Annotated in this window: 21 protein-coding genes and 1 pseudogene; 11 read left to right on the top strand and 11 right to left on the bottom strand. The window is 74.7% G+C overall.

All coding sequences use genetic code 11. From position 1 onward, the window contains the following. The 4 genes and pseudogenes from B5D80_RS26285 to B5D80_RS26270 form a co-directional block, all read right to left on the bottom strand. Positions 1 to 257, bottom strand: a pseudogene (locus B5D80_RS26285) (hypothetical protein); the annotation flags it as partial. Continuing rightward, the gene (locus B5D80_RS26280; RefSeq protein WP_088646632.1) at positions 254 to 967 is read right to left on the bottom strand and encodes a hypothetical protein; all 714 of its coding nucleotides are present in this window, start codon (positions 965 to 967) and stop codon (positions 254 to 256) included. The pseudogene B5D80_RS26285 and the gene B5D80_RS26280, both read right to left, overlap by 4 nt. Further along, positions 964 to 1,482, bottom strand: a complete 519-nt coding sequence (locus tag B5D80_RS26275) for a phage tail protein (protein ID WP_088646631.1) — start codon at positions 1,480 to 1,482, stop codon at positions 964 to 966. The genes B5D80_RS26280 and B5D80_RS26275 overlap by 4 nt, the downstream gene beginning before the upstream one ends. Positions 1,483 to 1,494: 12 nt before the next feature. Then, positions 1,495 to 3,510 carry a phage tail sheath family protein gene (locus tag B5D80_RS26270; RefSeq protein ID WP_088646630.1) on the bottom strand — a complete coding sequence of 672 codons (2,016 nt, stop codon included), beginning with the start codon at positions 3,508 to 3,510 and terminating at the stop codon, positions 1,495 to 1,497. 339 nt (positions 3,511 to 3,849) lie between these two features. On the opposite strand from B5D80_RS26270, the gene B5D80_RS26265 reads away from it, so the two are divergent. The 3 genes from B5D80_RS26265 (at position 3,850) to B5D80_RS26255 (ending at position 6,375) form a co-directional block, all read left to right on the top strand. Next, positions 3,850 to 4,590: a YqjF family protein gene (locus B5D80_RS26265; protein ID WP_088646629.1), complete on the top strand. Its 741-nt coding sequence runs from the start codon at positions 3,850 to 3,852 to the stop codon at positions 4,588 to 4,590. A gap of 86 nt (positions 4,591 to 4,676) precedes the next feature. Further along, entirely contained in the window at positions 4,677 to 5,339 is a 663-nt protein-coding gene (locus B5D80_RS26260) for a HEAT repeat domain-containing protein (protein WP_088646628.1), read from the top strand. A gap of 22 nt (positions 5,340 to 5,361) precedes the next feature. Further along, complete coding sequence (locus B5D80_RS26255; RefSeq protein WP_088646627.1) at positions 5,362 to 6,375, top strand: HEAT repeat domain-containing protein; 1,014 nt, start codon at positions 5,362 to 5,364, stop codon at positions 6,373 to 6,375. Between the two features lie 94 nt (positions 6,376 to 6,469). On the opposite strand, the gene B5D80_RS26250 is transcribed toward B5D80_RS26255, so the two are convergent. Next, positions 6,470 to 6,688 carry a hypothetical protein gene (locus B5D80_RS26250; RefSeq protein ID WP_088646626.1) on the bottom strand — a complete coding sequence of 73 codons (219 nt, stop codon included), beginning with the start codon at positions 6,686 to 6,688 and terminating at the stop codon, positions 6,470 to 6,472. Positions 6,689 to 6,857: 169 nt separating this feature from the next. On the opposite strand from B5D80_RS26250, the gene B5D80_RS26245 reads away from it, so the two are divergent. The 6 genes from B5D80_RS26245 (at position 6,858) to B5D80_RS26220 (ending at position 13,939) form a co-directional block, all read left to right on the top strand. After that, a complete protein-coding gene (locus B5D80_RS26245) occupies positions 6,858 to 8,084 on the top strand; it encodes a sensor histidine kinase (protein ID WP_088646625.1) in 1,227 nt (408 codons plus the stop codon). Further along, positions 8,072 to 8,728, top strand: coding sequence for a response regulator transcription factor (locus B5D80_RS26240; protein ID WP_088646624.1), 657 nt, complete (start codon positions 8,072 to 8,074; stop codon positions 8,726 to 8,728). Before B5D80_RS26245 ends, B5D80_RS26240 begins: the two co-directional genes overlap by 13 nt. Positions 8,729 to 8,838: 110 nt before the next feature. Then, positions 8,839 to 9,636, top strand: coding sequence for an ABC transporter ATP-binding protein (locus tag B5D80_RS26235; protein ID WP_088646623.1), 798 nt, complete (start codon positions 8,839 to 8,841; stop codon positions 9,634 to 9,636). Then, positions 9,633 to 12,119, top strand: a complete 2,487-nt coding sequence (locus tag B5D80_RS26230) for an FtsX-like permease family protein (RefSeq protein ID WP_088646622.1) — start codon at positions 9,633 to 9,635, stop codon at positions 12,117 to 12,119. The genes B5D80_RS26235 and B5D80_RS26230 overlap by 4 nt, the downstream gene beginning before the upstream one ends. Before the next feature lie 84 nt (positions 12,120 to 12,203). Further along, complete coding sequence (locus tag B5D80_RS26225; protein ID WP_088646621.1) at positions 12,204 to 13,310, top strand: winged helix DNA-binding domain-containing protein; 1,107 nt, start codon at positions 12,204 to 12,206, stop codon at positions 13,308 to 13,310. A 32-nt stretch (positions 13,311 to 13,342) separates the two neighbouring features. Beyond that, positions 13,343 to 13,939 (top strand): GNAT family N-acetyltransferase, encoded by a 597-nt coding sequence (locus tag B5D80_RS26220; protein WP_088646620.1) that lies wholly within the window; start codon positions 13,343 to 13,345, stop codon positions 13,937 to 13,939. A 31-nt stretch (positions 13,940 to 13,970) separates the two neighbouring features. Here the strand turns inward: B5D80_RS26220 and B5D80_RS26215 are convergent, their stop codons facing one another. The 4 genes from B5D80_RS26215 to B5D80_RS26200 are packed head-to-tail and all read right to left on the bottom strand — an operon-like array spanning position 13,971 to position 17,375. Further along, positions 13,971 to 14,576, bottom strand: a complete 606-nt coding sequence (locus tag B5D80_RS26215) for a response regulator transcription factor (protein WP_088646619.1) — start codon at positions 14,574 to 14,576, stop codon at positions 13,971 to 13,973. After that, the gene (locus B5D80_RS26210; protein ID WP_088646634.1) at positions 14,573 to 15,727 is read right to left on the bottom strand and encodes a sensor histidine kinase; all 1,155 of its coding nucleotides are present in this window, start codon (positions 15,725 to 15,727) and stop codon (positions 14,573 to 14,575) included. Before B5D80_RS26210 ends, B5D80_RS26215 begins: the two co-directional genes overlap by 4 nt. A 21-nt stretch (positions 15,728 to 15,748) precedes the next feature. Next, positions 15,749 to 16,480, bottom strand: coding sequence for an ABC transporter permease (locus B5D80_RS26205; protein WP_088646618.1), 732 nt, complete (start codon positions 16,478 to 16,480; stop codon positions 15,749 to 15,751). A gap of 1 nt (position 16,481) precedes the next feature. Continuing rightward, the gene (locus B5D80_RS26200) at positions 16,482 to 17,375 is read right to left on the bottom strand and encodes an ABC transporter ATP-binding protein (RefSeq protein ID WP_088646617.1); all 894 of its coding nucleotides are present in this window, start codon (positions 17,373 to 17,375) and stop codon (positions 16,482 to 16,484) included. Positions 17,376 to 17,719: 344 nt separating this feature from the next. Between B5D80_RS26200 and B5D80_RS26195 the strand changes: the two genes are divergently transcribed. Beyond that, a complete protein-coding gene (locus tag B5D80_RS26195; RefSeq protein ID WP_088646616.1) occupies positions 17,720 to 21,085 on the top strand; it encodes a M12 family metallo-peptidase in 3,366 nt (1,121 codons plus the stop codon). Between the two features lie 216 nt (positions 21,086 to 21,301). Here B5D80_RS26195 and B5D80_RS26190 read toward each other — a convergent pair whose 3' ends face one another. Further along, a complete protein-coding gene (locus B5D80_RS26190) occupies positions 21,302 to 21,496 on the bottom strand; it encodes a hypothetical protein (RefSeq protein ID WP_088646615.1) in 195 nt (64 codons plus the stop codon). A 457-nt stretch (positions 21,497 to 21,953) separates the two neighbouring features. On the opposite strand from B5D80_RS26190, the gene recD2 reads away from it, so the two are divergent. After that, positions 21,954 to 24,170 carry an SF1B family DNA helicase RecD2 gene (recD2, locus tag B5D80_RS26185; protein WP_088646614.1) on the top strand — a complete coding sequence of 739 codons (2,217 nt, stop codon included), beginning with the start codon at positions 21,954 to 21,956 and terminating at the stop codon, positions 24,168 to 24,170. An 87-nt stretch (positions 24,171 to 24,257) separates the two neighbouring features. Here recD2 and B5D80_RS26180 read toward each other — a convergent pair whose 3' ends face one another. Further along, positions 24,258 to 25,856 carry an arabinofuranosidase catalytic domain-containing protein gene (locus tag B5D80_RS26180; RefSeq protein ID WP_211291656.1) on the bottom strand — a complete coding sequence of 533 codons (1,599 nt, stop codon included), beginning with the start codon at positions 25,854 to 25,856 and terminating at the stop codon, positions 24,258 to 24,260. Between the last annotated feature and the right edge of the window lie 169 nt (positions 25,857 to 26,025).

The raw sequence follows: 26,025 nt of genomic DNA, 5'->3' as shown, positions 1-26,025 counted from the left end.
GTCGCCCCCGGCCCGGCCGGTGCCGCCGCGACGACCGCCGGAGCACCCGGCGACGGCGGCAGCGGTGACGGCGACTCCGGTGCCGGCGGCGGGCCGGTCGGCCGGGCAGGCGGCGGGGCGGCCGGCCACCGCTCCTGCTCGGTCAGGAAGCCGGCCGGTTCCGGCTCCTCCGGCTCGAACCGGCCGAGGGCGCGGGGGCGCAGCCGGGGCGCGGTCCCGACGGCCAGGGCGGCCAGCGCGGCCAGGTAGCCGCTCACGGGACCCGCTCCAGGTACGCCGCCCGGCGGTGCGGGCCCAACGCCAGCACCTCCGCCTCGGACCAGCCGTACGCGCGGGCCAGCCGGTGCACCTCGTCGAGCAGCCGGCGCACCCGGACGTCGGCGGCGTGCCACGCCCAGGCCGGCACGTCCAGCAGCGCCTCGGTGCCGCCGCCGCAGCCCGGACAGGTCAGGGCGACCGCGACGACGCCGAGCGGGTCGCGTTCGGCCATCGCGGCGGACACCGCCGGCAGCGCGGCGGACGGGTCGGCAAGCGGCGGGTCGGCGTCGAGCAGGCAGGCGTCGAGCAGCCACCGTTCGGCCGCCGCCGCGTCACCGGCCCCTGCCGCGCCGGCCAGGTCGGCGGGGGTGGGCAGCCGCAGGGTGAGCCGGTGCCCCCGCCACCGCAGGGTGAACGGGCCGGTGGCCCGGTCGGCCCGCTGCGGCGCGGCGGCCAGCAGGTCGGCGACGGTGAGGGTGACCTCCAACTGTTCCGGGCAGGTCGGACAGTCCACCGTGGTCGCCACCCGGCCACCGGTCCAGTCGCCGGCCGTGGCGAGCAGCAGCGCCGTCACCTCGCCCACCGGCAGCCGGTCGGCGTCGGGCCGGCCGAGCAGCAGCAACCCCCGGCGCGGCGCGGGCTGACCGAGCGCGTCGTCCCAGGCGTGGACCAGCGCCACCTCGGTCGACGGCGGGCCCACGACGGTCACGACCCGAGCCGGGGCTCGGCCGGTTCGGTGACCGCCTCGTCGCGCTCCCAGCCCTCGTTCTCCAGCTTGATGTGTTCGATCGCCACCGCGTTGGCGTTGGCGTCCAGCTCCGGCAGCGCCTGGTACTCCGACACCCAGCAGCGGAACAGCCGGTACGACAGGGCGACCTGCCCGGCCTCGTTGAGCAGCTCGATGGTGATGTCCCGGCGGAAGTCGGCAAGCGACACCTCCGCGCCGGCCCCGGCGTGCAGCGCCCAGATCCGGCCCGCCCACTGGGCGAACTCGGCGTCGTGGGTCAGCCCCCGTTCCAGGGTGACCGCCTCGAACTCGGTCCGCCCCGGCGACTTGTGACTGGTCGACGCGTTGCCGCCGTCGCGGTGCTTGACCACCTCGGTGGTCCGCTTCAACGCGCTGACCTTGCTGACCCCGGCCACGTAGCGGCCGTCCCACTTCACCCGGAACTTGAAGTTCTTGTACGGGTCGAAGCGCGTCGGGTTGACCGCGAACTGCACCATGACTCACACCTCTCAGGACGGGCTCTGGCCGGCGAGCTGCTGGATCCGCACGATGACGAACTCGGCGGGTTTGAGCGGGGCGAACCCGACGACCACGTTGACCACGCCGCGGTCCCGGTCGTCGCCGGTGGTGGTCTCCGCGTCGCACCGCACCAGGTACGCCTCCCGGGGCGTCCGCCCGGCGAACGCGCCCTTGCGGAACAGGTCCTGCATGAACGACGTCAGGTTCAGCCGCAGCTGCGACCAGAGCGGTTCGTCGTTGGGCTCGAAGACCGCCCACTGGGTGCCCCGGTAGACGCTCTCCTCGATGAACAGCGCGAGCCGGCGTACCGGCGTGTACTTCCACTGGCTGGCCAGCGCGTCCGCGCCGGCGGTGGTGCGGGCCCCCCAGTTGACCGTGCCGGTCACCGGGAAGGTGCGCAGGCAGTTGAGCCCCAACGGGTTGAGCACCCCGTTCTCGGCGTCGGTCAGCGGATAGACCAGGTTGGTTACCCCGCGCAGCTGCGCCTCGGTGCCGGCCGGCGCCTTCCACACGCCCCGCTCGGTGTCCTGCCGGGCGTACAGGCCGGCGAGGGTGCCGCCGGGGGCGACGGTGCGGGGCAGGAAGCCGTCGGTCGGATCGGGGATGCGCAGCCGGGGGAAATGGGCCACCGCGTTGGGGCCCTTGACCCCGAGCTGGTTGATCCAGTCCAGGGCGCGGTCCGGGTCGTCCACCCCGGGCGGCGGGTCGACCAGCAGGACCGCCCGGCGGCGCTCGCAGAGGTCGTAGGCGGCCGACCAGACGGCCTCCGGGTCCAGCCCGTTGTCGACGGCGGCGGGGTCGCCGTGCCGGGGGCGGGTGGCGTCGGGGATGCAGAGCAGGTTGAACAGGTCGGTCTTGAGCAGCGCGTAGATGCCGGTGTAGGCGGCCTCGCTGCCGATCAGCGCGCCGGTGCCGGGCAGGGTGGTGCCGTCGGAACCGGTGACCAGGTCGCCCTGGCCGAGCCGCTTGACGCCGAGCGGGCTGAACCGGCCGACGTTGGCGGTCGTCCCGGCCAGGCCCAGCAGGGCCGCGCCGTCGGCGACGTCCCCGGAGGGGGAGACCCCCGCGACGGTGAAGGCCGCGTCGAGGGCCGCCGGGGCGACCACCGCGTCCACGTCGCCGAGGACGCGCAGCCCGCCGGCGGCGGTGGGGGTCACCCGTACCCGCAGCCCGGCCGCGCCGTCGGCGGCGCCCAGCGCGGTGTTGACCTTCCGTTGCAGCAGCGCGGCCACCCCGGCGGGTGAGGACGGCAGCCGCTCGCCCTTGTCCAGCACGGTCACGGTCACCGGGGCGACCGCCGGCACGGTCTTGGCCGGGTCGTTCGGGTCCGGCTTGGTGGGCCGGTCGGGCTGCACGGTGAGCCGGTAGTTCTTCGCGGCGTCGACGGTGGGGGTGCCGAGAGCGGTGCCGACCGTGCCGCTGGGCACCGGCCGGCCCGCCCCGGAGGCCCCGGCGCGCGCCCGGACCAGCGCCGAACCCCGGTCCGGGTCGTTGAGCAGGGCCACCGCGTACGCGGCGGCGGCAGGGTCGGCGGACAGTCCGGTGAACCGTTCGGTGTCGCCGGTGGCGGTGTCGGTGACGGTGAGGTTGAACGACTTGGCGTCGGCGACACCGTCGTGGTCGACGTCGACGAGCAGTCCGCTGCCCCACGCGCCGGTGCTCGTCGCGTCCAGCAGCAGCGCGGACTTCGCTCCGGCGCCGACCTTGTCCAGCAGGGTCACCGAGGCGGCGCGGGCGTCGGCCCGGGGCACCCGCACGACCAGGGCGGCGGCCCCGCCGTTGCGGAAGAACTGTTGCACGGCCAGGCTGAGTTCGGAGTCCCGGTCGACCCCGCCGAACCGGCGCTCGAACTCGCCGAAGGTGTTCACCCGGACGGCACGGTGCTCCGGTCCGGTCCGGACGTACCCGACGAATGCGGTCACCCCGGTCGCCACGCCGATCACGGGGCGGACGGAACTCGCGACTTCCTCGATGTACACGCCGGGATAGGTCGGGGTGACGGGCATGGCTACCTCGTCTCGCAGTGGCGGGTCGGCTGGTGTCACCCTCCGCTCACACCGCACCCGCCTCTAGCGGGCACCCGACTACGCCGCGTCCACTACCCGACATCCCCGACCACCCGTTCCCCGGTCGGACATCGACGGGTCGTACCGGTCCGGTACCCGGGCCGTCGCGGGGGGACATGCGGTGAGGTGGCCGCCGGCATCCGCCGGTGCCCTCCGCCGAGGAGGCAAGCCATTTTTCCTGGACGGGTGGGTCCGTCGTCCCCCGCCGCCGGGGAAACGGCCCGCCGGACCCTCCGCCGACCGTTCCGCCGGCCGGTGGCGGTGGCGCAGGATGGGTGCGTGCAGATCGAGCCGGTCGACCCCGCACCCGCTTCGACGTTCCCCCGTACGCTGCTGCGCCAGCGTTGGGCCGACCTGACCTTCCTGCACTGGGCGGTCGACCCGGAACTCGTCGCGCCGCTGCTGCCGGCCGGCACCCGCCCGGACACCCTCGACGGAACCGCCCACGTCGGGCTGATCGGCTTCCGGATGGTCGGCGTCGGTTTCGGCCGGGGGCCGGCCGTCCCGTACCTGGGGACCTTCTGGGAGACCAACGTGCGGCTCTACTCGGTCGACCACACCGGTCGGCGGGCCGTGGTGTTCCGCTCCCTCGACGCGTCCCGGCTGATCCCGGTACTGGTCGCCCGGATCACCCTGGGGCTGCCGTACCTGTGGTCGGCGATGCGGCTGGACCACGACGGTGACCTGCGCAGCTACCGGTGTCGGCGGCGCTGGCCGGGGCCGGTCGGCACGACCAGCGAGATGGTGGTCCGGGTGGGTGCGCCGATCCGCCGGCCGACTGCGTTGGAGCACTTCCTCACCGCCCGGTGGGGCCTGCACACCCGGGCGTACGGGCGCACCCTGCACCTGCCGAACTGGCATCCGCAGTGGCCGTTGCACCGGGCCGAGCTACTGCACCTGGACGACGAACTGGTCACCGCCGCCGGCCTGCCGACGCCGACCGGACCGCCGGTCAGCGTGCTGTACTCACCAGGCGTGCCGGTCCGGTTCGGCCCACCGGTCGCCGTGCGCCCCCGGTGACCCCACCGGGTCGGGGGAACGCGGCGGGCCGCCGGTTGACCCTGACACGGTGTCAGGGTCGACACTGCGTCGGGGAGGTGGTCCGGATGACCAGATCGGAAGCGGACACGACGCGGGCGCTGCGGGGGCTGGCGAGTGGCGACCCGTCGGTGCGGCTGCGGGCCGCGCTGGCGATCGGCACCACCCCCGACCCGGCGTTCGTCGACCCGCTCGTCGACCGCTGCGCGACCGAACCGGACTTCTCCGTCCGCGAGATGCTGACCTGGGCGCTCACCCGGCACCCGGCGGAGGAGACGGTGCCCCGGCTCGTCGCCGCCCTGGGGTCGACCCGGGCACAGGCCCGCAGTCAGGCGTTGCACACGCTGTCCAAGATCGGGGACCGGCGGGCCTGGCCGGCGGTCACCCGGGCCCTGCTGACCGACGCCGACGACGAGGTGGCGCGCAGCGCCTGGCGGGCGGCGGTCGCCCTGGTGCCCGACGGCGCGGAAGCCGGACTGGCCGCGGTGCTGGCCACCCAGCTCGGGCGGGGTGACCGGGCGACGTGGCTGAGCCTCAGCCGGGCGTTGACCGCGCTCGGCGAGGTCGTCGCGCCGCTGCTGCACACCGCCGGGACCGACCCGGACCCCCGGGTACGCGCGCACGCCGCCGCCACGCAGCGGCTGGTGCGCGACCCGGACGCCGGATTCGAGTTCTCCCTCGGGGAGGCGACGCGCGTCGTGGCTCTCGGCGGGACCGGCGGGCCGGGGTGAACCGACGGGCCGGGGTGAAGCGGTGCTGATCGGCGAGGTGTCACGGCGCTGCGGCGTCAGCGTCCGGATGCTCAGGCACTACGAGTCGCTCGGACTGCTGAGACCGACCGGTCGTAGCGGCGTCGGGTACCGTGAGTACTCCGGCGCGGACCTGCGACGGATCTTCCACATCGAGAGCCTGCGTTCGCTGGGGTTGTCGCTGCGGGCGGTGGGACGGGCGCTCGACGATCCCGCCTTCACCCCCACGGAACTCGTCGACGACCTCATCCGGCGGACGCGGGAGCGGATCACTGCGGAGCAGGAGCTGCTGACCCGCCTCCGGCGGATCGACGCCGCCGGGCCCGCCGACTGGCAGGACGTCCTGCAGGTGGTCGCGCTCCTGCGGGACCTGGGTTCACCCCGCGCGGACCAGCGGCAACGCGCGGCGCTGGCCTCGGTCGGCGAGCTGCCGGTGCCGGTGGAGGCGCTGGTCACGGCGGCGCTTGACGAGTCCGACCCGAACGTCGCCGGGGCGCTGCGCTGGGCGCTGGCCCACGCGGGCGTCGACGGTCTGCCCCTACTGGCGGAGGGGCTCGACGCACCCGCGCCCGAGGTGCGGGAACGGGCCGTCCGGGCCATCGTCGAGATCCCGGGTGGGGACGCCACCGCGCTGCTCCGCGAAGCCCTGCGCCATCCGGACCCGGTGGTCGGCAGGTACGCCGCGCTGGCGCTCGGCGGCCGTGGCGAGCCCGCCGCCGTGCCGACGCTCATCGACATGATCGTCGCCGAGGTGAACGACGTCGACGCCGCCGACGCGCTGAGCGCGCTGGCGACCGATCCCGCCACGGCGGAGCGGATCGCCACGCGCCTGATCGACCTGATCACCCACGGCGACCCCGGGGCGTCGGCGCGGAGCCGGCTGACCCAGGCGCTCGCGGGTATCCCGGGGGACACGACGTCCCGGGCCCTGGCCGGGCTGACCGGGGACGACGACCGGGTCGTCGCGCTCACCGCGAGCTACCTGCTCACCCTCCGCAGCGCCCCCGACGGCCGCTGAGCGCCGGCCGGTGGTGGGCCGGTCCGCGGAGGCGGCGGCGACCGGCCCACCACCGGCCCCGCGCCGGGAACGGGCCGGCCGTCCCGTGCGTCGGTCACCGGGTGCGGCGGTGCCGGGCGATCAGCGTCCCGGCGCAGATCACCGCCAGCAGGCCGCACGCCGAGCCGGCCCACTGGTTGTCGAGCACGGTCGTCAGCACCACGTTGGCGGCGAGGCTGACGACCAGCACCAGCCACAGCAGCGGGCGGAGCCGGTCGGCCGCCGGCTGCGGCGGGTCGGCCGGGGCATCGGCGACACGGTACGGATCGGTCATGGCTGCCTCCTCGGGCGGCGGGAGTTCGACCAGGTCGACGCTAGGCGCGGCGGCGGGTCGGACACGATCCCGCCAGCACGACCGGCGGCGGTACAGCAGGCGCCACTTTCCGCACCGACGGTGCCGGGCCGCCCGCCCGGTGGCCTATGTTGGCGCGGGAGGTCTTCCGATGACACACCTGCGGCACCGGGCCCGTGCCACGGTCGACGGCGTCGCCCACCTCGTCGGCGGGCTCGGCACCGCGCTGCTGGCGCTGGCCACCCTGCTCCGGGTGCTCGTCGTGGCGACGGCCTGCCTGGTCTGGGTGGGGCTGCCGGCGGCACCCGGCACGCTGCGGGCGGTACGCGCGGTGGCCGACCGGGAACGGGCCCGGCTGTCCCGCTGGGGCGCGCCGGTCCCCGCCCCGGGTCCGGTCCCCGCCGAGCTGCGGGTGGCGGTGCGCGACCCGTTCGTCCGCCGGGAACTCGGCTGGGTCGCGGTGCACGCGGTCACCGGCCTGACCGGCGGACTGCTCGGCCTGTCCCTGCCGCTCTACGCCGTGCAGGACATCACGTTCCCGCTGTGGTACCGGCTGGTGCCGCCCGAGTTCGGCGCGCCGGGGATCGTCTGGTGGCGCATCGACGGGCTGACCGAGGCGCTCCTGGTCGGGCTGCTCGGCTTCGGGTGGCTGGTCGCCACGGTCGCGTTCGTGCCGGCGCTGGCCCGGCTCCAGGCCCGGCCGGGCCGGTGGCTGCTGCCCCCGCCGCCGGGCTTCGACCTGTCGCTGCGGGTCGCCGAGCTGACCGCCACCCGGGCGGCGGCGCTGGACGCCCACGCGGTCGAACTGCGCCGCATCGAACGCTCCCTGCACGACGGCACCCAGAACCGGCTGGTCGCGGTCAACGTGCTGCTGGGGGCGGCCCGCCGGGCGGTACGGCGGGACCCGGACCGGGCCGACGAGATCCTCGGGCGGGCGCAGGACGCGGCGGAACAGGCGCTCGGCGAACTGCGTACGGTGGTGCGGGGCATCCTGCCGCCGGTGCTGGACGACCGGGGCCTCACCGGTGCCCTGGCTGGCCTGGCCGGCGGCTGCGCGGTGCCCTGCCGGCTCACCGTCGACGTGCCGGTACGCTGCGCCGTCTCGGTGGAGGCCACCGCCTACTTCGTGGTGGCGGAGGCGTTGACCAACGTGGTCCGGCACAGCGGCGCCGGGCGGGTCGACGTTGCCGTCCGCCGCGAGCGGGACCGGCTGCTGGTGACCGTCACCGACGACGGGCACGGCGACGCCGACGAGGCCGGCGGCTCGGGGCTGACCGGCATCCGCCGGCGGGTCGGGGCGTACGACGGCCGGATGACGCTGACCAGCCCACCGGGAGGGCCGACGAGACTGGAGGTGGAGTTGCCGTGCGGATCGTGATCGCCGAGGACGACCCGCTGCTGCGGGAGGGGCTGGCGCTGCTGCTGCGGGCGGAGGACCTGGACGTGGTCGCCACGGCGGGCACCCCGGGTGAGTTCCTGGCCGCGGTCGACGCCCACACGCCGGACGTGGCGATCGTGGACGTCCGGATGCCGCCGACGCACACCGACGAGGGCATCGTGGCCGCGGTGGAGGCCCGCCGCCGCCGGCCCGGCCTCGCGGTGCTGGTCCTCTCGGCGTACGTCGAGCAGGCGTTCGCCACCGACCTGTTCTCCGTCGGCGCGGTCGGGCTCGGCTACCTGCTCAAGGAACGGGTGGGTCGGGTCGAGGAGTTCCTCGCCGCGCTGCACCGGGTCGCCGACGGCGGCAGCGTGATCGACCCGGAGGTGGTGGGGCAGCTGCTGGCCCGCAACCGCCGCCCGGACACGGCGCTGGGCGAGCTGTCGCCACGCGAGCGTGAGGTGCTGGGGCTGATGGCCGAGGGGCTCGGCAACACGGCGATCGCCGAGCGCCTGTTCGTCACCGACGGGGCGGTGCACAAACACATCCGCAACATCTTCGCCAAGCTCCAGCTACCGCCGGACGACCGGGTCGACCGCCGGGTCACCGCGGTGCTGCGGCACCTCGACGGCGGCCGGGGGTAGCGCCTGCGGTACCGCCGTCCGGGCAGCCCGCTGGATGGTTCCCGGTCCTGCACCTGCATAGCGTTCCTGGTGCGCGCAGCCCACACCCGCTGACCCGGAAGGCCACCAGGATGCCAGTCCATCCGGCACACCCCCTCGACCCCGTACGGACCGTCGACCCGGCGGGGCCCGTCGGCACGGCGGTGCGCGTCACCCGGCTCACCCGGGTCTACCCGTCCGGCCCCACCCCGGTGACCGCGCTGGCCGGGGTCGACGTCGGTTTCGACCGGGGCACCTTCACCGCCGTGATGGGCCCCTCCGGGTCCGGCAAGAGCACCCTGTTGCACGTCGCCGCCGGGCTCGACCGGCCCACCTCCGGCCGGGTCGTCCTCGGCGACACCGACCTGTCGACCCTGTCCGAGACCCGGCTGACCGAGCTGCGGCGGACCCGGATGGGGTTCGTCTTCCAGGCGTTCAACCTGATCGGCGCGCTCACCGTCGAGGAGAACATCGTGCTGCCGCTGCGGCTGGCCGGGGTCCGCCCCGACCGGGCCTGGCTGGGTCAGGTGGTGGCGCGGGTCGGGCTCACCGACCGGCTGCGCCACCGGCCGGCCGCGCTCTCCGGCGGCCAGCAGCAGCGGGTGGCGATCGCCCGCGCGCTCGCCACCCGACCCGAGGTGGTTTTCTGCGACGAGCCCACCGGGGCGCTCGACTCGCACACCGCGGCCCAGGTGTTGACGCTGCTACGCGCGATCGTCGACGAACACGGGTTGACCGTGGTCATGGTGACCCACGACCCGGTCGCCGCGTCGTACGCCGACCGGGTGCTGGTGCTGGCCGACGGCCGGATCGTCGCCGACCTGCCGCGGTCCGGGGCGGCCCGGATCGCCGAACGCCTGGCGGCGCTGGACGGGCGGGCCGTCCGGTGACCCGGCTCGCCGTCCGGCTGCTGCGTCACCGCGGCGGCCCGGCCGTCGCGACGCTGCTCGCCCTGCTCGCCGGGGTGACGATCCTGGTCGCCATGGGCACCCTCGTCGAGTCCGGGCTGCGGTGGCGGCCGGAGCCCCGGCTCTGGGCGACGGCCGACCTGGTCGTCGCCCACCGCACGCTCAGCCAGCAGACCCGGGAGTTCGGCGGCGACACCACCACCAGCACGGTCGCCCTGCCCGAGGGTGGCACGGTGGACGCCGCCCTGGTGGACCGCGTCCGTCGGCTGCCCGGCGTCGCGGACGCCACCGGCGACGACCGGGTGCCGATCGGCGTGCCCCCGGCCGACGGGCACGGCTGGGCCACGTACGCCTTCGCCGGCCGGCCGGTCAGCACCGGCGTCGCGCCCCGCGCCGACGACGAGGTGGCGGTCGACGTCCGGCTCGGCGTGTCCCCCGGCGACCGGATCGACCTGGTCGTCGGCGGGGTCGCCCGGTCCTACCGGGTGAGCGCCGCCGTCGACACCGGCACCGACGCGGTGTTGTTCACCGACGCGCAGGCGGCCCGGCTGTCGGCCCACCCGGGCCGGGTGGACACGGTCGGCGTGCGGCTCGCCCCCGACGCCGACCGCGACGCGGTCGCCGACGCGGTCCGTCGGGTCGCCGCGCCCACCGGCGCCACCGTCCACGTCGACGCCGACCGGGGCACGGTCGAGCAGCCGGCGGAGCTGGCCGCCCAGGGCCTGCTGGTCAGCGTCGGCGCGGCCTTCGGCGGGTACGTCGTCCTGCTGATCGTCTCCGTGGTGGCCGGCACGATCGGACTCTCCGTCCGGCACCGTCGCCGGGACCTGGCGCTGCTGCGCGCGATCGCGGCCACCCCGGGGCAGGTGCGTCGGATGCTGCTCGCCGAGGCCGCCCTGCTCGCCCTGGTCGCCGCCGCGCTCGGCGGGCCCGCCGGTCTGCTGGCCGCCCGCTGGGTGCAGGGGGAGCTGGTCGACCGGGGCTTCGTGCCGGCCGGCTTCCCGATGACCGGCGGCCTGCTCGCGGTGCCGGCCGCCGCCGGCACGGCGGTGCTGGTGGCGGTGCTCGCCGCCCTGGTCGCCGGGCGTCGGGTCACCGCGATCAAACCGGTCGAGGCGCTCGGCGAGAGCGCCGTCGAGTCCCGCCCTCCGGGCCGGGTGCGGCTGGTCGCCGGTGGCCTGTCGCTGGCCGGCGCCGTCTCGTCCGGGGCGGTCGCCGCCGGCGGTACCGGCTCGACGGGCGCGCTGGCCGGCGCGGTCGGCATGCTCTACCTGTTCGTCGTCGCGGTGGGGCTGCTCGCGCCGTGGATCAACGGGTACGTCGCGCGGCTGCTCACCCCGGCGCTGCCCCGCCTCTGGGGGGTCGGCGGCTACCTGGCCGCGGCCAACCTGCGGGCCACCGCGCGGGGCACGGCGACGGTGCTGACCTTCCTGGTGCTGGCCGTCGGGCTCGGTGGCTCGGTCTGGTTCTTCCAGACCAACCTGGAACGGCAGACGCTCGCCCAGAGCGGCGCGGGGACGCTCGCCGGGCGGGTGCTGACCGCGCCGGGTGGGCTGCCCGCCGACGCCGCCGGTCAGGTCCGCGCGCTGCCCGGGGTGCGGGCCGCCACGGGTGTGCGCCGGACCCAGGTGGTGGTGCGGTCGTCGCTCGACGGCATCACGCCGGTCCCCGCGCAGGCCGTCGACCCGGTCGGCCTCACCGACACGATGGACCTCGACGTGCGCGACGGTGACCTGGCCGACCTGGCCGTGGGCACGGTCGCGTTGTCCACGACGCAGGCGTCCGCGTCCGGGTGGCGGGTCGGCGACCGGGCGGACCTGTGGCTGGGCGACGGCAGCCCGGTGACCCTGCGGGTCGTGGCGGTCTACGGCCGGGGCCTCGGTTTCGGTGACGTCACGCTGGCCACCGGGACGGTCGCCGGGCACACCGCCGGGGCCACCGCCGACGAGATCCTGGTCCGCGCCGACCCGAACGCCGACGCGCCGCTGGCCGCCTGGGCGGCCGGGCAGCCGGGCGGGCAGGTACGCGACGCGGCCACCCGGACCCGGCAGATCGGCACCGACCTGGCGCTGGGTGCCTGGCTGAACCGGCTGCTGATCGGGGTGCTGGTGGGCTACGCGGCGTTGGCCGCGGCCACCACGATGGTGCTGGCCGCGCTGGCCCGCCGCCGTGAGCTGGCGCTGCTGCGGCTGGTCGGGGTCACCCGGCGGCAGATCCGCCGGATGGTCCTTGCCGAGCAGGCCGGGCTGCTCGGCAGCGCGGTGCTGATCGGCGCGACGGTCGCGGCGCTGACCCTGGGTGCGATCGTCGCCGCGTTGACCGGCAGCCCGGTGCCGTACGTGCCGCCGCTGGGGGCGGTGGTGGTGCTCGGCGGTGTCGCCCTGCTGTCGCTGGCGACGACGGTGTGGCCGGTCCGCCGGCTGCTGCGGGTCCCACCGGTCGACCACGTCGGGCTCCGGGAGTAGCGGTGTCCGCCCGTCGTGGCCGGCACCCCGGGGTGCCGGCCACGACCGGCCGGGGTTGTCGGGGGTGACACCTAGGCTGGTCGGATGATCGACCGCCGTCAGGTGATGCAGTTCCGGGTCGGGGCGCAGCAACTCGACCGGGCCGGGGGCACCCCGGCGGACACCGCCGTGCTCGACATCGGGGTGCAGGACACCGGCCCGGACGGCGGCCGGTGGGCCCTGGCCCTACGCGGTGTCGAGGTGACGGCACCCGTCGCGGACGACCTGGTCCTGCTCTGGACCGTCCGCGCCGCGCCGCACCTCTACCGTCGCGCCGACGTGGCCGAGGTGGCGGGGGCGGTCGCGCCGTACTCCGACGCGGACGCGGGCAAACGCATCTACGACGCGGCCCGGCCGCTGAAGGCCGCCGGCATCGGCAACCTGGCCGCCCTCGACGAGGTGGCGGCCCGGATGCGGGCCGTGGTCACCACCCCGACGGTCAAGGGCGACGTGTCCGGGCGGCTGGCCGAGCTGCTGCCCGAGCCCTACCTGCGGTTCTGCCGCCCCTGCGCCGCCACCCACCTCTACGAGATGCCGTTCCGGCTGGCGGCCGTGCGGGCCGGGCTGGAGCTGCGCCCCGGCACCTCGCCACCGGTCCTGCACCGCATCCCCGGGTTCACCCGGGCCGCCCCGCCCGGCGACCGGTTCGACCTGGTCCGCGCCTACCTGCGGCTGCTCGGTCCGGCCACCCCCAGGCAGGTCGCCGACTACCTCGACGCCCCGGTCAGGGACGTGCGGGCCCGCTGGCCCGAGGACGTGGTCGAGGTACGGGTCGACGGGGAGGTCCGCTCGCTGCTCGCCGCCGACGAGCCGGCGCTCGCCGGTGCCGCCGACACCACGGCCGTCCGCCTGCTCGGCCCGTTCGACCTCTTCCTCCAGGCGCGGGACCGGACGACCCTGGTGCCGGACGCGGCCCACGCCAAGCAGTTGTGGCCGGTGCTGGGCCGCCCCGGCGCCGTCCTGGCCGGCGGTGAGATCGTCGGCACCTGGCGTTCCCGTAAGGCCGGCCGGACACTGACGCTCGCCGTCCAGCCGTGGCGGAAGCTGCCCGCGGCCGTCCGCGACGGCATCGTCGCGCAGGCGGAACGCCTCGCCGAGCACCGGGGCGTCCCCCGCGTCGACGTCGACGTCGCCGCCCCGGGCGGGGTTTGACACCGGCCCACGGCACCGGGGGAGGATGAGGCGTGCGGGTCCCTCTCTCCACGCCACCGGCCATTCCCGCCGGGGCCCTCGCCGCCGGTGCGCAGCCGACCCTCGCCGCGCCGGGGGGCCTGGTCCTGCGGCCCTGGGAGGCGTCCGATGCCCCGGTGTTCCTGGCCGCCTACCGGGACCCGGAGATCCGGCACTGGCACACCCGTCATCCGGCCTCCGAGAGCCAGGTCCGTGCGTGGTTCGAGGGCTATCACCGGGCCTGGGCGGGGGAGACCGGCGCCAGTTGGGCGGTGACCCGCGACGGCGTCGAGGTGCTCGGCCGCATCGCCCTGACCAGCATGGATCTCGATGACGGCGTCGCCGGGTGCGCGTACTGGGTGCTTCCGGCCGCCCGCCGGGCGGGGGTGGCCTCCCGGGCGTTGACGGCGCTGGGCGGTTGGGCGCTGGACGAGGCGGGCTTCCACCGGCTGCACCTGGACCACTCGACCCGCAACGTCGCCTCCTGCCGGACCGCCCTGCGCGCCGGTTTCCTTCTGGAGGGCACCAAGCGCAGCGACGCCGTGCACGCCGACGGCCGGCACGACATGCACCTGCACGCCCGCATCCGGGGCGATCGACCAGCCGTCTGAACCCGGCCCCCCGTCCAGGACGGGGGGCCGGTCAGAGCCAGCCGTTGGCGCGGGCGGTGTGGGCCGCCTCGATCCGGTTGCGGGTGCCCGTCTTGCCGATCGCCGCCGACAGGTAGTTGCGGACCGTGCTCTCCGACAGGTGCAGCCGGGCAGCGACGTCAGCCACCGTGGCACCGTCCACGGTGGCGGCGAGCACCTCCCGTTCCCGTTCGGTGAGCGGGTTCGGGCCGGTCGCCAGGGCCGCCGCCGCCAGCGCCGGATCGATCACCCGCTCACCAGCCAGCACCCGCCGGACCGCCACCGCCAACTCCTCCACCGGCCGGTCCTTGACCAGGAATCCTCGCGCCCCGGCCTCCATTGCCCGGCGCAGGTAGCCGGGTCGCCCGAACGTGGTGAGGATCAGGACCCGGCAGGAGGGCAGTTGCTGCCGCAACGCCGCTGCGGTGTCCAGCCCGCTGCCGGCGGGCATCTCGATGTCCAACAGGGCCACGTCGGGGCGGACCCGCAGGGCCGCCGCCAACGCGGCGGTGCCGGTGCCGGCCTCGGCCACCACCTCCATGTCGGGTTCGAGGTTGAGCAGCAGGGCCAGTGCGCCGCGCATCATGCCCTGGTCCTCGGCGAGCAGCAGCCGGATCATCCGCGCGCCGACCCGCCCGTGCCGGTGGGAATCCGGGCGGTGAGCCGCACACCGCCGCCACGGGCGGAGGTGACGTGCAGTTCCCCGCCCGCCCGTGCGAGCCGTTCGGCCAGACCCCGCAGGCCGTTGCCCGGCTCGACCCGGCCACCGACACCGTCGTCGCCGATGGTCAGCACCGACTCCTCGACGTCGGCGCGCACCTCGATCTCGCAACGGGACGCACGGCTGTGCCGTAGCACGTTCGTCACCCCCTCCCGCAGCACCCAGCCGAACGCGTCGTCCGCCTCCACCGGCAGCGGCCGACCGGGTTGCCGCACGGTGACGGTGATTCCCCCGTCGGCGAGGGCGGTCCGGGCACCGTCCAGTTCCCGTCCGAAGCTCCGGTCCCGGTAACCGGTGACCGCCTCGCGTACCTCGGCGAGCGCGGTACGGCCGATCCGCTCGATGTCACGGGCCTCTGCCGCTGCCCGCCCCGGATCGGTCGGGGCGAGCCGGCGCACCACCTCCGCCTTCACCACCACGAGTGACAGGGTGTGGCCGAGCAGATCGTGCAGGTCCCGGGCGAACCGCAGCCGTTCCTGCTCGACCGCTGTCCGGGCCAGCTCCTGCTGGGTGCGGCGCAGCTCCGCCACCAGTCGGGCCGTCCGGGTGAACGCCAGGGTCATGGCGCCCGCCAGCACCGTGATCAGTGCCGAGGCGGCGGTGTCGCCGACCGGTACCCGGTGCGCCGCCCCGATCATCAGGACGGCAGCGGCACTGCCGCCGACCCAGGCGAACCCCTGGACCGGTCGGACCAGCCCGACCGCACCGGCCGTCGCGACGTACGTCAGTAGGATCAGCCAGCCCTCGGGGCCGCCGGCGTACGCGCCCGCGAGGCCCACCCCGAGCGCCGCGAACACCAGCAGGCCCAGGTGGGACAGCACGGGCGGGACCACCAGGTCGGCCACCGGAACCGCCACCAGCGCGAGGTACAGCAGCGCGAAGGTGACGAGCCCGGCCGCCGCGACCGCCGTCGGGCGTACCTGCCCGTGGGCGATCGCGGTGGACGGTGGCAGCAGCAGCCAGAACCAGAGCGTGTGCGACGCCACGAGCAGGAAGCCCCGCCGGTGGCGGCGGCCGGTGGCGGGGGCCGCGATCGTGGCACCGGGCATGGTCGACACCGTAGCGGGATCTCAACGATGCGCGGTCGACCGGTGGTACGCCACCGCGGCGAGCACGCCGAAGGCCACCGTCCACCCGGCGAGCACTGCCAGTCCGGTCGGGTCGGGGGCCAGGCCGGCCGCCGTACGCCAGCCGAGTTCGGCGAACCGGTACGTCGGCAGCGTGTGCGCCAGGTGCCGCAGCAGGTCGGGGAAGTACGCCGTCGGCACCAGCAGTCCGCCGAGCACCGACAGGCTGAGGAAGGCGAGGAAGTTGACCGGCTGGGCGAGCTGCGGGGTGAGGCCGTACCCGATGGCGAGCCCGAGCAGCGCGAACGGCACCGTGCCGACCCACATCAGCACCAGCAGGGCCACCCACCTGCCGGCAGGTAGCTCGACGTGGTGCTGGAGGCGTCCGGCGATGCCCACCGCGACCAGCGGCGGCACCCCGCTCACGGTGCTGACCAGGGCCTTCACCGCGACCACCCGGCGGGGGGACAGCGGGGTGACCCGCAGTTGGTGCAGCCAGCGCACCGCGCGCTCCTGGGCCACCGACGAGCCCACCGAGAGCACCCCGGCCATCGCGCCGTAGCCGGCCAGGCCGACCATGAGCGCGGCGGCGGCGGTGACGCCCTCCAGCCGGTCGCCCGCTGGAAGCAGGCCCGAGAAGATCACGTAGGTGACGACCGGGCCCAGCACGGTGAACATCGCCAGCCGCGGGTCCCGGGCCAGACGGCGTAGCTCGAACTGCAGATAGGCGCGCATGTCAGTGGTTCCCTTCCGTGCCGGTGAGGGTGAGGAAGGCCGCCTCCAGCCCGACGCCGGTGACCTCCAGGCCCCGGAAGCCCCGGTCGGCGGCCAGCGCCAGCACGGTGGCGTCGGCGTCGTCGGTGGTGAGCGCCACCCGACCGCCCCGGACCTGTACCGAACGGACGCCGGGCAGCAGGTCGAGGCCCGCCACCGACCCGTCGGCGAGGTCGAAGGCCACCGTACGGCCGCCGGCCACCGCCCGGACCTGTGCGGGCGAGCCGTCGGCCACCACCCGCCCGCCGGCCAGCAGCACCACCCGGTCGGCGTACTCGTCGGCCTCGTGCAGGTGGTGGGTGCTGAACAGGACGGTGTGACCGTCGGCGGCGTACCGGCGGATGGCCGCCCAGAACGCCTGCCGGGCGGCGACGTCCAGCGCCGCGCTGGGCTCGTCCAGGACCAGCAGGTCCGGGCCACCGGCCAACGCGAAGGCGAACCGCGCCCGCTGCGTCTCGCCGCCGGAGAGCCGGTCCAACCGGCGGTCGGCCAGGTCGGTCAGCCCGGCCAGGGCGAGCACCCGGGCGGTGTCCAGCGGCCGGGGATACAACCCTCGGGCGAGTGCGACCAGGTCCCGCACCGTGGCACCGGGGACGAAACCGGCGTCCTGCACCATCGCCCCCACCTGGCCGGCCCGGACCGCCTCGCCCGGTGGCCGGCCCAACAGCGTCACCGTGCCGGCGTCGGGTGGGGCGAGGCCGAGCAGGAGCGAGATGGTGGTCGTCTTGCCGGCGCCGTTGGGACCGAGCAGGGCGACCGTGCTGCCCGACGCGATGGTCAGGTCGATCCCGTCGACGGCCCGGACGGGGCCGAACCGCCGGGTGAGCCCGGTCAGGCGTACCGCGGTGTCGTTCATGCCTGTCACGCTAGGCAGCCGGGGCCGGCGGGGGCAGAGCCGACGATACCCGTCCGGCCAGGACAAATGTCCCGGCTGCGCCCGGGGCGGCGAGCCGGTGGCACCCCGCCACGGGTCAGCGGGCGTCCGACCACGACGCACCGGTCCCGGTCACCTGCCCACCGCGCCGGGCTCCATCGAGGACCGCCTACACCGCCGTGCTTCGCCGCCGCGTCGACTTTACGGATGATGTCTGTCGACAGGGGACCCGTCATAGCGTGTGCTTCCCGGGACAGCCAGGCGTGGCCCACGAACGCCACGCCATCCGGCCCGTTCCCCTTACCTGGTGAAGTGAGGCCCACTCGATGACGGTTCCACCCCCCGATCCCGCCGGTCGCGGTCGCCGCCGACTGGCCGGGCTGCTCGCCGCGGTGCTGGTCGCCACCACGCTGCCGCTGACCGGCGGCACCGCGGCGGTCGCCGCGCCGGCCGACTCCGGCCCCTGGCGGCAGCTGCCCGGCGAGCTGTCGGCCAACGCCCGGGACGGGCGTACCCCCGACATCCGCGCCGAGCGGTTCGCCGCGTACACCCTCGACCGGGCCGCGTTGGCCGACACCCTGGCCGACGCCCCGGCCGAGCGGGCCGGCACGGCCCGGCGGTCGCAGCCGGCGCTGACGGTCGCGCTGCCCACCCCCACCGGGGGCTTCCAGCGGTTCAGCCTGGTCGACTCGCCGGTGATGGAACCCGGCCTCGCCGCCCGGCACCCCGAGATCAGCACGTACGTCGGCCGGGGCCTGGACGACCCGACGGCGACGATCCGGGCGGACCTGACCCCGCTGGGTTTCCACGCCTCGGTCCGGTCGACCGGCGGCAGCTGGTACCTCGACCCGTACTACCACGGCGACCAGAGCGTCTACGCCAGCTACTATGCCCGCGACCTGGTCGACACCGACCCGGCCATGGTGGAGCGGGAGGACGTCGCGGCGGCGGCCGGGGCGCTGACGCCGGAGGTGGCCGCGGACGAGCCGGCGGGCCCGCCGGTCACCCTGCGCACCTACCGGCTGGCCCTGGTCACCGACCCGTCGTACGCCACCTTCTTCGGCGCGGAGAACGTCACCGCGGCGAAGGTGACCCTGATCAACCGGGTCACCCAGATCTACGAGGACGAGACGGCGATCCGGCTGGTGCTGGTCAACGACACCGACAAGACCAACCTGAACACCGCCGCCCTGGCCACCGAGCCGAACGGTCCGTGCGGCGCGGCGGCCTGCTACACCCCGACGCAGATCTCCTCGTGCACCAGCTCGCTGCTCAACCGCAACCGGATCGTGCTCGGCCAGCTCGTCGGCGCGGGCAACTACGACGTCGGGCACATCGGCCTGGGCCTGCCCGGTGGCGGCGTCGCCGGCCTCGGCGTGGTCGGCCTGGACGGCAAGGCGCGCGGCTGCACCGGCCTGCCCACCCCGGTCGGTGACTTCTACGCCGTCGACTACGTGGCGCACGAGATCGGCCACCAGTTCGCCGGTAACCACACCTTCAACGGCACCCAGTACAACTGCTCCGGCAGCAACCGCAGCGCCGCCAACTCCTACGAGCCGGGCAGCGGCTCGTCGATCATGGCGTACGCGGGCATCTGCCAGCAGGACAACCTCCAGCCGCACAGCGACCCGTACTGGTCGCAGCGCAGCTACACCGAGATCAGCACGTTCGTCACCGGCACCCGCCCGGCGCTCAACGAGGTGCAGACCGTCTCGCTGTCCGGCTTCGACACCGACGGTGACGCGTTCAACATCAGCTACGCGGGCCAGTCGTCCGTGCCTGTGGTGCGCGGCGGCAACTACACCGCGGCCGGGATCAGGGCGGCCATCGAGTCGATCGCCGGCTGGCCGGCCGGTGCCACCGTCACCGTGACGGCCTTCGGCGGGCTCGGCGCGCCGAACGACACCGGATTCCAGGTCACCTTCGGCGCGGGCCCGCTGGCCGGGGTCGACGTACCGGCGCTCGAACTGACCGGCCTCGTGGGGGCGTCCGGCTTCGTCGGTGAGACCGCCCGGGGCGGCGCGGCCGGCAACAACGGTTTCCAGACCGCACTGACCGGCAACCGGGCCCCCGTGGTCACCGTGCCGGCGGCGGCGCACACCATCCCGGCGCGGACCCCGTTCGCGCTGACCGGTAGCGCCACCGACGCCGACGGGGACACCGTCAGCTACCTGTGGGAGCAGAACGACCGGGGCGGCAGCACCGGCACCGCGCTGGTCAACAACACCAAGACCAACGGGCCGCTGTTCCGGCAGTTCGGGGAGGCGGCGGCGGTCAGCCCGACCGACACCCTGGAGTACCACTCGCCGGGCGAGAACGCGGTGACCACCGATCCGACCCGGCACTTCCCGAACCTGGCGCAGATCGCGGCGAACAACACCAACGCCGCCACCGGTGCCTGCCCGGCCGCACCGGCACCGCCGGCCACCGGCGGGGCGAGCAACGTGCCCGCCGCGACGGTGGACTGCTTCTCGGAGTTCCTGCCCACCGCCGACTGGGTAGGCGTCACGAACGACCGGACCCTGCACTTCCGGCTCACCGGCCGGGACCACCACCCGGGCGGCGGCGGCATCGGCAGCGCCGACGTGGCATTGACGGTCGCCCCGGCGGCCGGCCCGTTCCTGGTCACCTCGCAGGCGACGCCGACGGCCCACCTGGGCGGCGGCACCATGCCCGTCACCTGGGACGTGGCCGGCACGGACACCGCCCCGATCAGTGTGGGCGAGGTGCGCATCTCGCTGTCCACCGACGGCGGGGCGACCTTCCCGTACGTGCTGGCCGAGCGCACCCCGAACACCGGGGCGGCGACGGTGACGCTGCCGAACGTGGACACCGCCCGGGGCCGGCTGAAGATCGAGGCGGTCGGCAACGTCTTCTTCGACCTCAGCGACGCCGACCTCGCCATCACCCAGGTACGGGCGGCCACCGTCACCTACACCGGTGACGCCCTGGCCTCCCCGGTGGACGACGCGGACTCGACAGGCGTGCTGCTGCGGGCCACCGTCCGGGGCGGCGGCGGTGACGTCCGCAACGCGACGGTGACCTTCACCGAGGGCGGCGAGACCCTCTGCACGGCGGTCGCGACGCCGTTCGGTACGGCGGCGGACGACGGCTCGGCCAGTTGCCGCGCCGTGCTGCCGCACGGCGCGCACCCGGTCACCGCCACGGTGTCCGGGGCGTACACCGGCAGCGCGACGGCCACCGTCACGGTGGCCGGCGGGTACGGCCGGTCGGTCGCCGGCTCGGGCTACCTGAAGGGCGGGGCCACCGCCGGCGGCTATCCGCTCGACGACGACCGGCGCATCGAGGTGACCCTGGACGGCCGGATCAACAACGGCAAGAAGCTGGTCGGCAGCGCGAAGGTCGGCTACAAGTCGGGAGGGAAGCGGTACAAGTTCCAGAGCACCGCGCTGGAGTCGTTCGGCGTCGCCACGACGACCGGGGAAGCGGTCGCCGACCTGCGCTACCAGGTCACCCTGTTCGACATCTCCACCGCACAGAACCCGGTCCCGGTGGCCACCGGGCTGACCATGCGGGTGACCGCCACCGACCGGGGCGAGCCGGGCCGGCGCGACGGGATCGGCATCACCGTCTGGGACGGTGACCGGCTGCTCTTCTCGTCGGACTGGACCGGCGCGTCGACCCGGGAGAGCACCCTGACCGCCTCCGGCGGCAACCTCACCATCGGCTGAGACCCGGACGGCCTCCCCCGCCCGACGCGGGCGGGGGAGGCCGTCCGGCGTGGTCCTCGCCGGCACCGGCCGACGATCGGCTGATGCCCGCGCCCCGCAGCGGCACGCCCGGTCGGCCGACTCGTACAAGGCGGCTCACGTCAATTTGGGGCCACGGCGGAATGCTGAACGGTCAGCCGGACGCGTTACTGGGTCAATTGACCGCTCAGTGGAGGGTCAGCCCAGCAGGCGATACTGGTAGGGGCCGGTCGAGCCGCAGACGCTGGTGGCCCGGAGCGAGTCGTACGACCAGCCGAACGGGATCGCACAGGCCCACAGGCCGTTGACGGGGGTGCGCAGTCGGTAGCGGTACGACAGTGACCCGCAGGTGCCGGTGGGCTCCACCTGGTCCCAGGTGTAGCCGCTCGGCACGGAGCAGGCCCAGGTCCCGTCGAGCCCGAGTGTCCCCGGTGCGGAATTCCCCTGCGGTGGGATTTCCGCCGACACTGGACTTGCCTGGGCGGGAATTGTCGCCGGAACGATGACAAGCGAGACGACGGCCAGCGCGAGAACTGTGGTTATTCGACGCAGCACGGCATTCCCTTCGATCGTCGTGCATCTGTCCGGGCCCTGCTGAAATCTTCCCAGAACCACTGTCGTGCGTCTATTTTTCGATATTGGTTTCCCGGCCAGGGGTCGGCCTTTCCGTCGTCATCGTCGAGGGGTGCCGGTCGGCCACCGGCCACCTTCCCGCCGTCGACCGGGGCGGCGGTCGACCTGCACCGCCGTCGACGACCGGTCACGCGTGCCGCGTCCGGCGCTGCGGGGTGACGACGGTAGCCGTCCGGGCCGTTGGCGAGGCGGGACGGGCACCCGGCACGATGAGGGGGTGACCGCCCCCGCCCGCCCGCCGCTCGCCACCCTGGACGCGGTCCTCGAACGACTCACCTACGTCAACGAGGAGACCGGCTACACCGTCGCCCGGGTCGCCACCGACCGGGGCAGCGACCTGCTGACCGTGGTCGGCGCGTTGCTGGGCGCGCAGCCGGGGGAGAGCCTGCGGCTGTCGGGACGCTGGTCGTCGCACCCGAAGTACGGCCGGCAGTTCGAGGTCGACTCGTACACCACCGTGCTGCCGGCGACCATCCAGGGCATCCGCCGCTATCTCGGCTCCGGCCTGGTCAAGGGCATCGGGCCGGTGTTCGCCGAGCGGATCGTGGCGCACTTCGGCCTGGACACCCTGCGGATCATCGAGGAGGAACCCGCCCGGCTGGTCGAGGTCGCCGGGCTCGGGCCGAAACGCACCGCGAAGATCACCGCCGCGTGGGAGGAGCAGAAGGCCATCAAGGAGGTGATGGTCTTCCTCCAGGGGGTCGGGGTGTCGACGTCGCTGGCGGTGCGCATCTTCAAGCAGTACGCCGACGCGTCGATCGAGGTGGTGACGAAGGAGCCGTACCGGCTGGCGGCCGACGTGTGGGGCATCGGCTTCAAGACCGCCGACACCATCGCCCAGGCGGTGGGCATCCCGCACGACAGTCCGCAGCGGGTGATGGCGGGCCTGCGGTACACCCTGTCCGAGGCCACCGACTCGGGCCACTGCTACCTGCCCGCGCCGGCGCTCGTCGCCGACGCCACGAAGATCCTCGACGTTCCCGGTGACCTCGTCACCCGCTGCCTGGACGACCTGATCGCCGAGGAGGGCGTGGTCCGGGAGTTCCTGCCCGGCGACGACGGCGAGCCGGTGCCGGCGGTCTACCTGGTGCCCTTCCACCGTGCCGAGCAGTCGCTGGCCGGCGCCCTGCTGCGGCTGCTGCACGACCGGGCCGACCGGCTGCCCCACTTCGCCGACGTCGACTGGCCCCGGGCGCTGACCTGGCTACGGGCGGTCACCGGCAACGACCTCGCCCCCGAGCAGGAGCACGCCGTCCGGCTGGCGTTGACGGCGAAGGTGGCGGTGCTCACCGGCGGTCCCGGGTGCGGCAAGAGCTTCACGGTGCGGTCCATCGTCGCGCTGGCCGCCGCGAAGAAGGCCCGGATCACCCTGGTCGCGCCGACCGGGCGGGCCGCGAAACGGTTGTCCGAGCTGACCGGGCACCCCGCCGCCACCGTGCACCGGCTGCTGCAACTGCGTCCCGGCGGGGAGGCCGTGCACGACCGGGACAACCCGCTCGACGTCGACCTGCTCGTCGTCGACGAGGCGTCCATGCTCGACCTCATCCTGGCCAACAAGCTCGTCAAGGCGGTGCCGCCGGGGGCGCACCTGCTCCTGGTGGGCGACGTCGACCAGTTGCCCAGCGTCGGCGCCGGGGAGGTGCTGCGCGACCTGCTCACCGCGCCGGCCATCCCCCGGGTGCGGCTGACCCGGGTGTTCCGCCAGGCCGCCCAGTCGGGCGTGGTCACCAACGCGCACCGGATCAACGCCGGCCGACCGCCCCTGCTCGACGGCCTGCCGGACTTCTTCCTGTTCGCCTGCGAGGACACCGAGGCCACCGCCGCGCTGACCGTCGACGTCGCCTGCACCCGCGTCCCCGCCCGGTTCGGCCTCGACCCGCGCCGCGACGTGCAGGTCCTCGCCCCCATGCACCGGGGGCCGGCCGGTGCCGCCGCGCTCAACACCCTGCTGCAACAGCGGCTCACCCCGCACCGCGAGGGGCAACCCGAGCGGCGGTTGGGCGGGCGGGTGTTCCGCATCGGCGACAAGGTCACCCAGATCCGCAACAACTACGACAAGGGTCAGGCCGGCGTCTTCAACGGCACCCTCGGCATCGTCACCGCCATCACCCCCGAGGAACAGACCCTCACCGTACGCACCGACGAGGACGAGAACCTCGACTACGAGTTCGACGAGCTGGACGAGCTGGCCCACGCGTACGCGATGACCATCCACCGCTCGCAGGGCTCGGAGTACCCGGCGGTGGTCGTACCCCTGACCACCAGCGCCTGGATGATGCTGCAACGCAACCTGCTCTACACCGCCGTCACCCGGGCCCGGCAGCTCGTCGTCCTGGTCGGTTCCCGCCGTGCGTTGGCCGCCGCCGTGCGTACCGTCGGCGCGGGTCGCCGGCACACCGCCCTGGACCACCGCCTCGGCGCGCCGGCCGGATAGCGCCGGCCGGGCCGGGCATCCGGTGTCGACGGCCGCCGCGCCGGCCACCGTGGACGGTGACCGGCGCGACGAACCAGCGGAGATCCGTCAGCGGTAGCCGGCGGCGGTGATGTTGGCCTGCACCGCGTTCTCGGTGGCGTCCGACGGGTAGCCGGCGACCATCGCACCCTCGTAGAAGGTGCCGGCGCTGAGGTTCGCGCCGCCGTCGGGCTTGCAGCAGTCCCCGCCGCTGCCCAGGATGATCGCGCCCTGCTTCTTCATCGGGCTGTAGCCGGGCGGCAGCGAGCCGTCGTAGAGGGTGTAGAGGCTGCCGGACTGCGCGTTGCTGCCCTTGATGGCGAACCGTGAGGTGCCGTTGTTCTTCAGGGTGGCGGTGACGAACTTGTGCGGGAATGCCCGCTGGTTGGGGTTCCACGAGCTGCTGCCGCCGGGGAACAGCCCCCACTCCAGGTCGGCCTGCACCCACGGGCCGGAGCCGGAGCAGCCGCCGAACCAGCACTGGGTGCTGAAGTTGATCGCGTCCATCGCGCCGGCGGCGTCGGCCTTGCGGGTGGTCTCGCTGTTGCCGTAGTCGAAGCAGCAGCCGTTGTTGACGTGGGTGCCGCTGGTGACCATATACATGCCCTCGGGCGCGGACCCCGTCGGTACCCCGGTCAGGTGACCGTCGCGCCAGTAGCTGTTGCCCGGGTTGATGTAGAGCGAGTACGCCTTCGCGCCGCCCACCGTCAGCGACTCCGACGTCGCGACCGCCGGCCGGCTCTGCGGCGACCCGGGCACCACGCTGGAGCCCTGGTACCACAGGTCGTTGCCGCGACCGGACTGGTCGAACACGACGGTCACCACGCAGGTGGTGCCGGCGCAGAACGAGTCCTGCGTGGCGGCGTTGGCGGTGCCACCGGTGCCGGTCAGCCCGATGTTGCGGGTCGTATTGTCCGAGGAGCGGCGGACCTGGTAGAGGTTCCCGGCGTAGGCGGCGTAGAGCGCCCGGGTGGTGCTGTGCGCGGCCACGCACGGGGTGCCACCGGCGGCGTAGATGTCGCAGGGCAGGGCACCTGCGGGCGGGGGAGTGGTCGGCGGCGGCGTGGTCGGCGGGGCGGTGGTGGGCGGGGTGGTCGGCGAGGTCCACTGCTGGTTGGCCTGACCGTTGCAGGTCCACAGCAGGACCTTGGTGCCGTTGGCGGTGCCGTTGCCGTTGGCGTCCAGGCACAGGCCGGACTGCACGCCGACGATGGTGCCGTTGGCGTTGACGTTCCACTGCTGGTTGGTCTGGCCGTTGCAGTCCCAGATGATCGCCGCCGTGCCGGCGGTGGTGCCCCGGCCGGAGGCGTCCAGGCACTTGTTGCCGTAGACCGTGAGTTGCCGGCTGGCCGTCCAGGTCCAGGTCTGGTTGGCCCCGCCCTGGCAGTCCCACAGTTGGGTCTGGGTGCCGTTGGTGGTGCTGGAGTTGGGGACCTCGAGGCAGCGCCCGGAGGCGGTGCCGACGATCCGGGTGCTCTGCCCCGGCTCGATGGCGGCCAGCGCGGGTGCGGCGGCGGCCCCGGCGACCGGCGCGGTGAGGCCGGGTGTGGCCCCGGCGACGACGAGGACGCCGGCCAGCGCGCCGACCAGCATGGTCAGCCGGTGCAGCCGGCGGCGGGGGAGGGGGTCGCGGACCTGTCCTGGTTCGCTGGGGGACGGGGTGCGCACGAAGCGGCTCCTTGGTTCGTCGGCGGCGCACCGGGGCGCATCCGCCTACGGTCGGTGGTGGTGGCGAATCGGTTCGGACCTTCTCAGGATCACGGACCAAACGACATCAATCAATGGCTTGCGGTGGTTCGTCCCCGTCACCTCCGGCGGCCAGCCGGGTCGGGCGCCG

Origin of the sequence: Micromonospora wenchangensis, assembly GCF_002210435.1 — a bacterium.
GTDB classification, from domain to species: Bacteria; Actinomycetota; Actinomycetes; order Mycobacteriales; family Micromonosporaceae; genus Micromonospora; species Micromonospora wenchangensis.
This window is presented reverse-complemented; position numbering and strand designations above follow the sequence as displayed.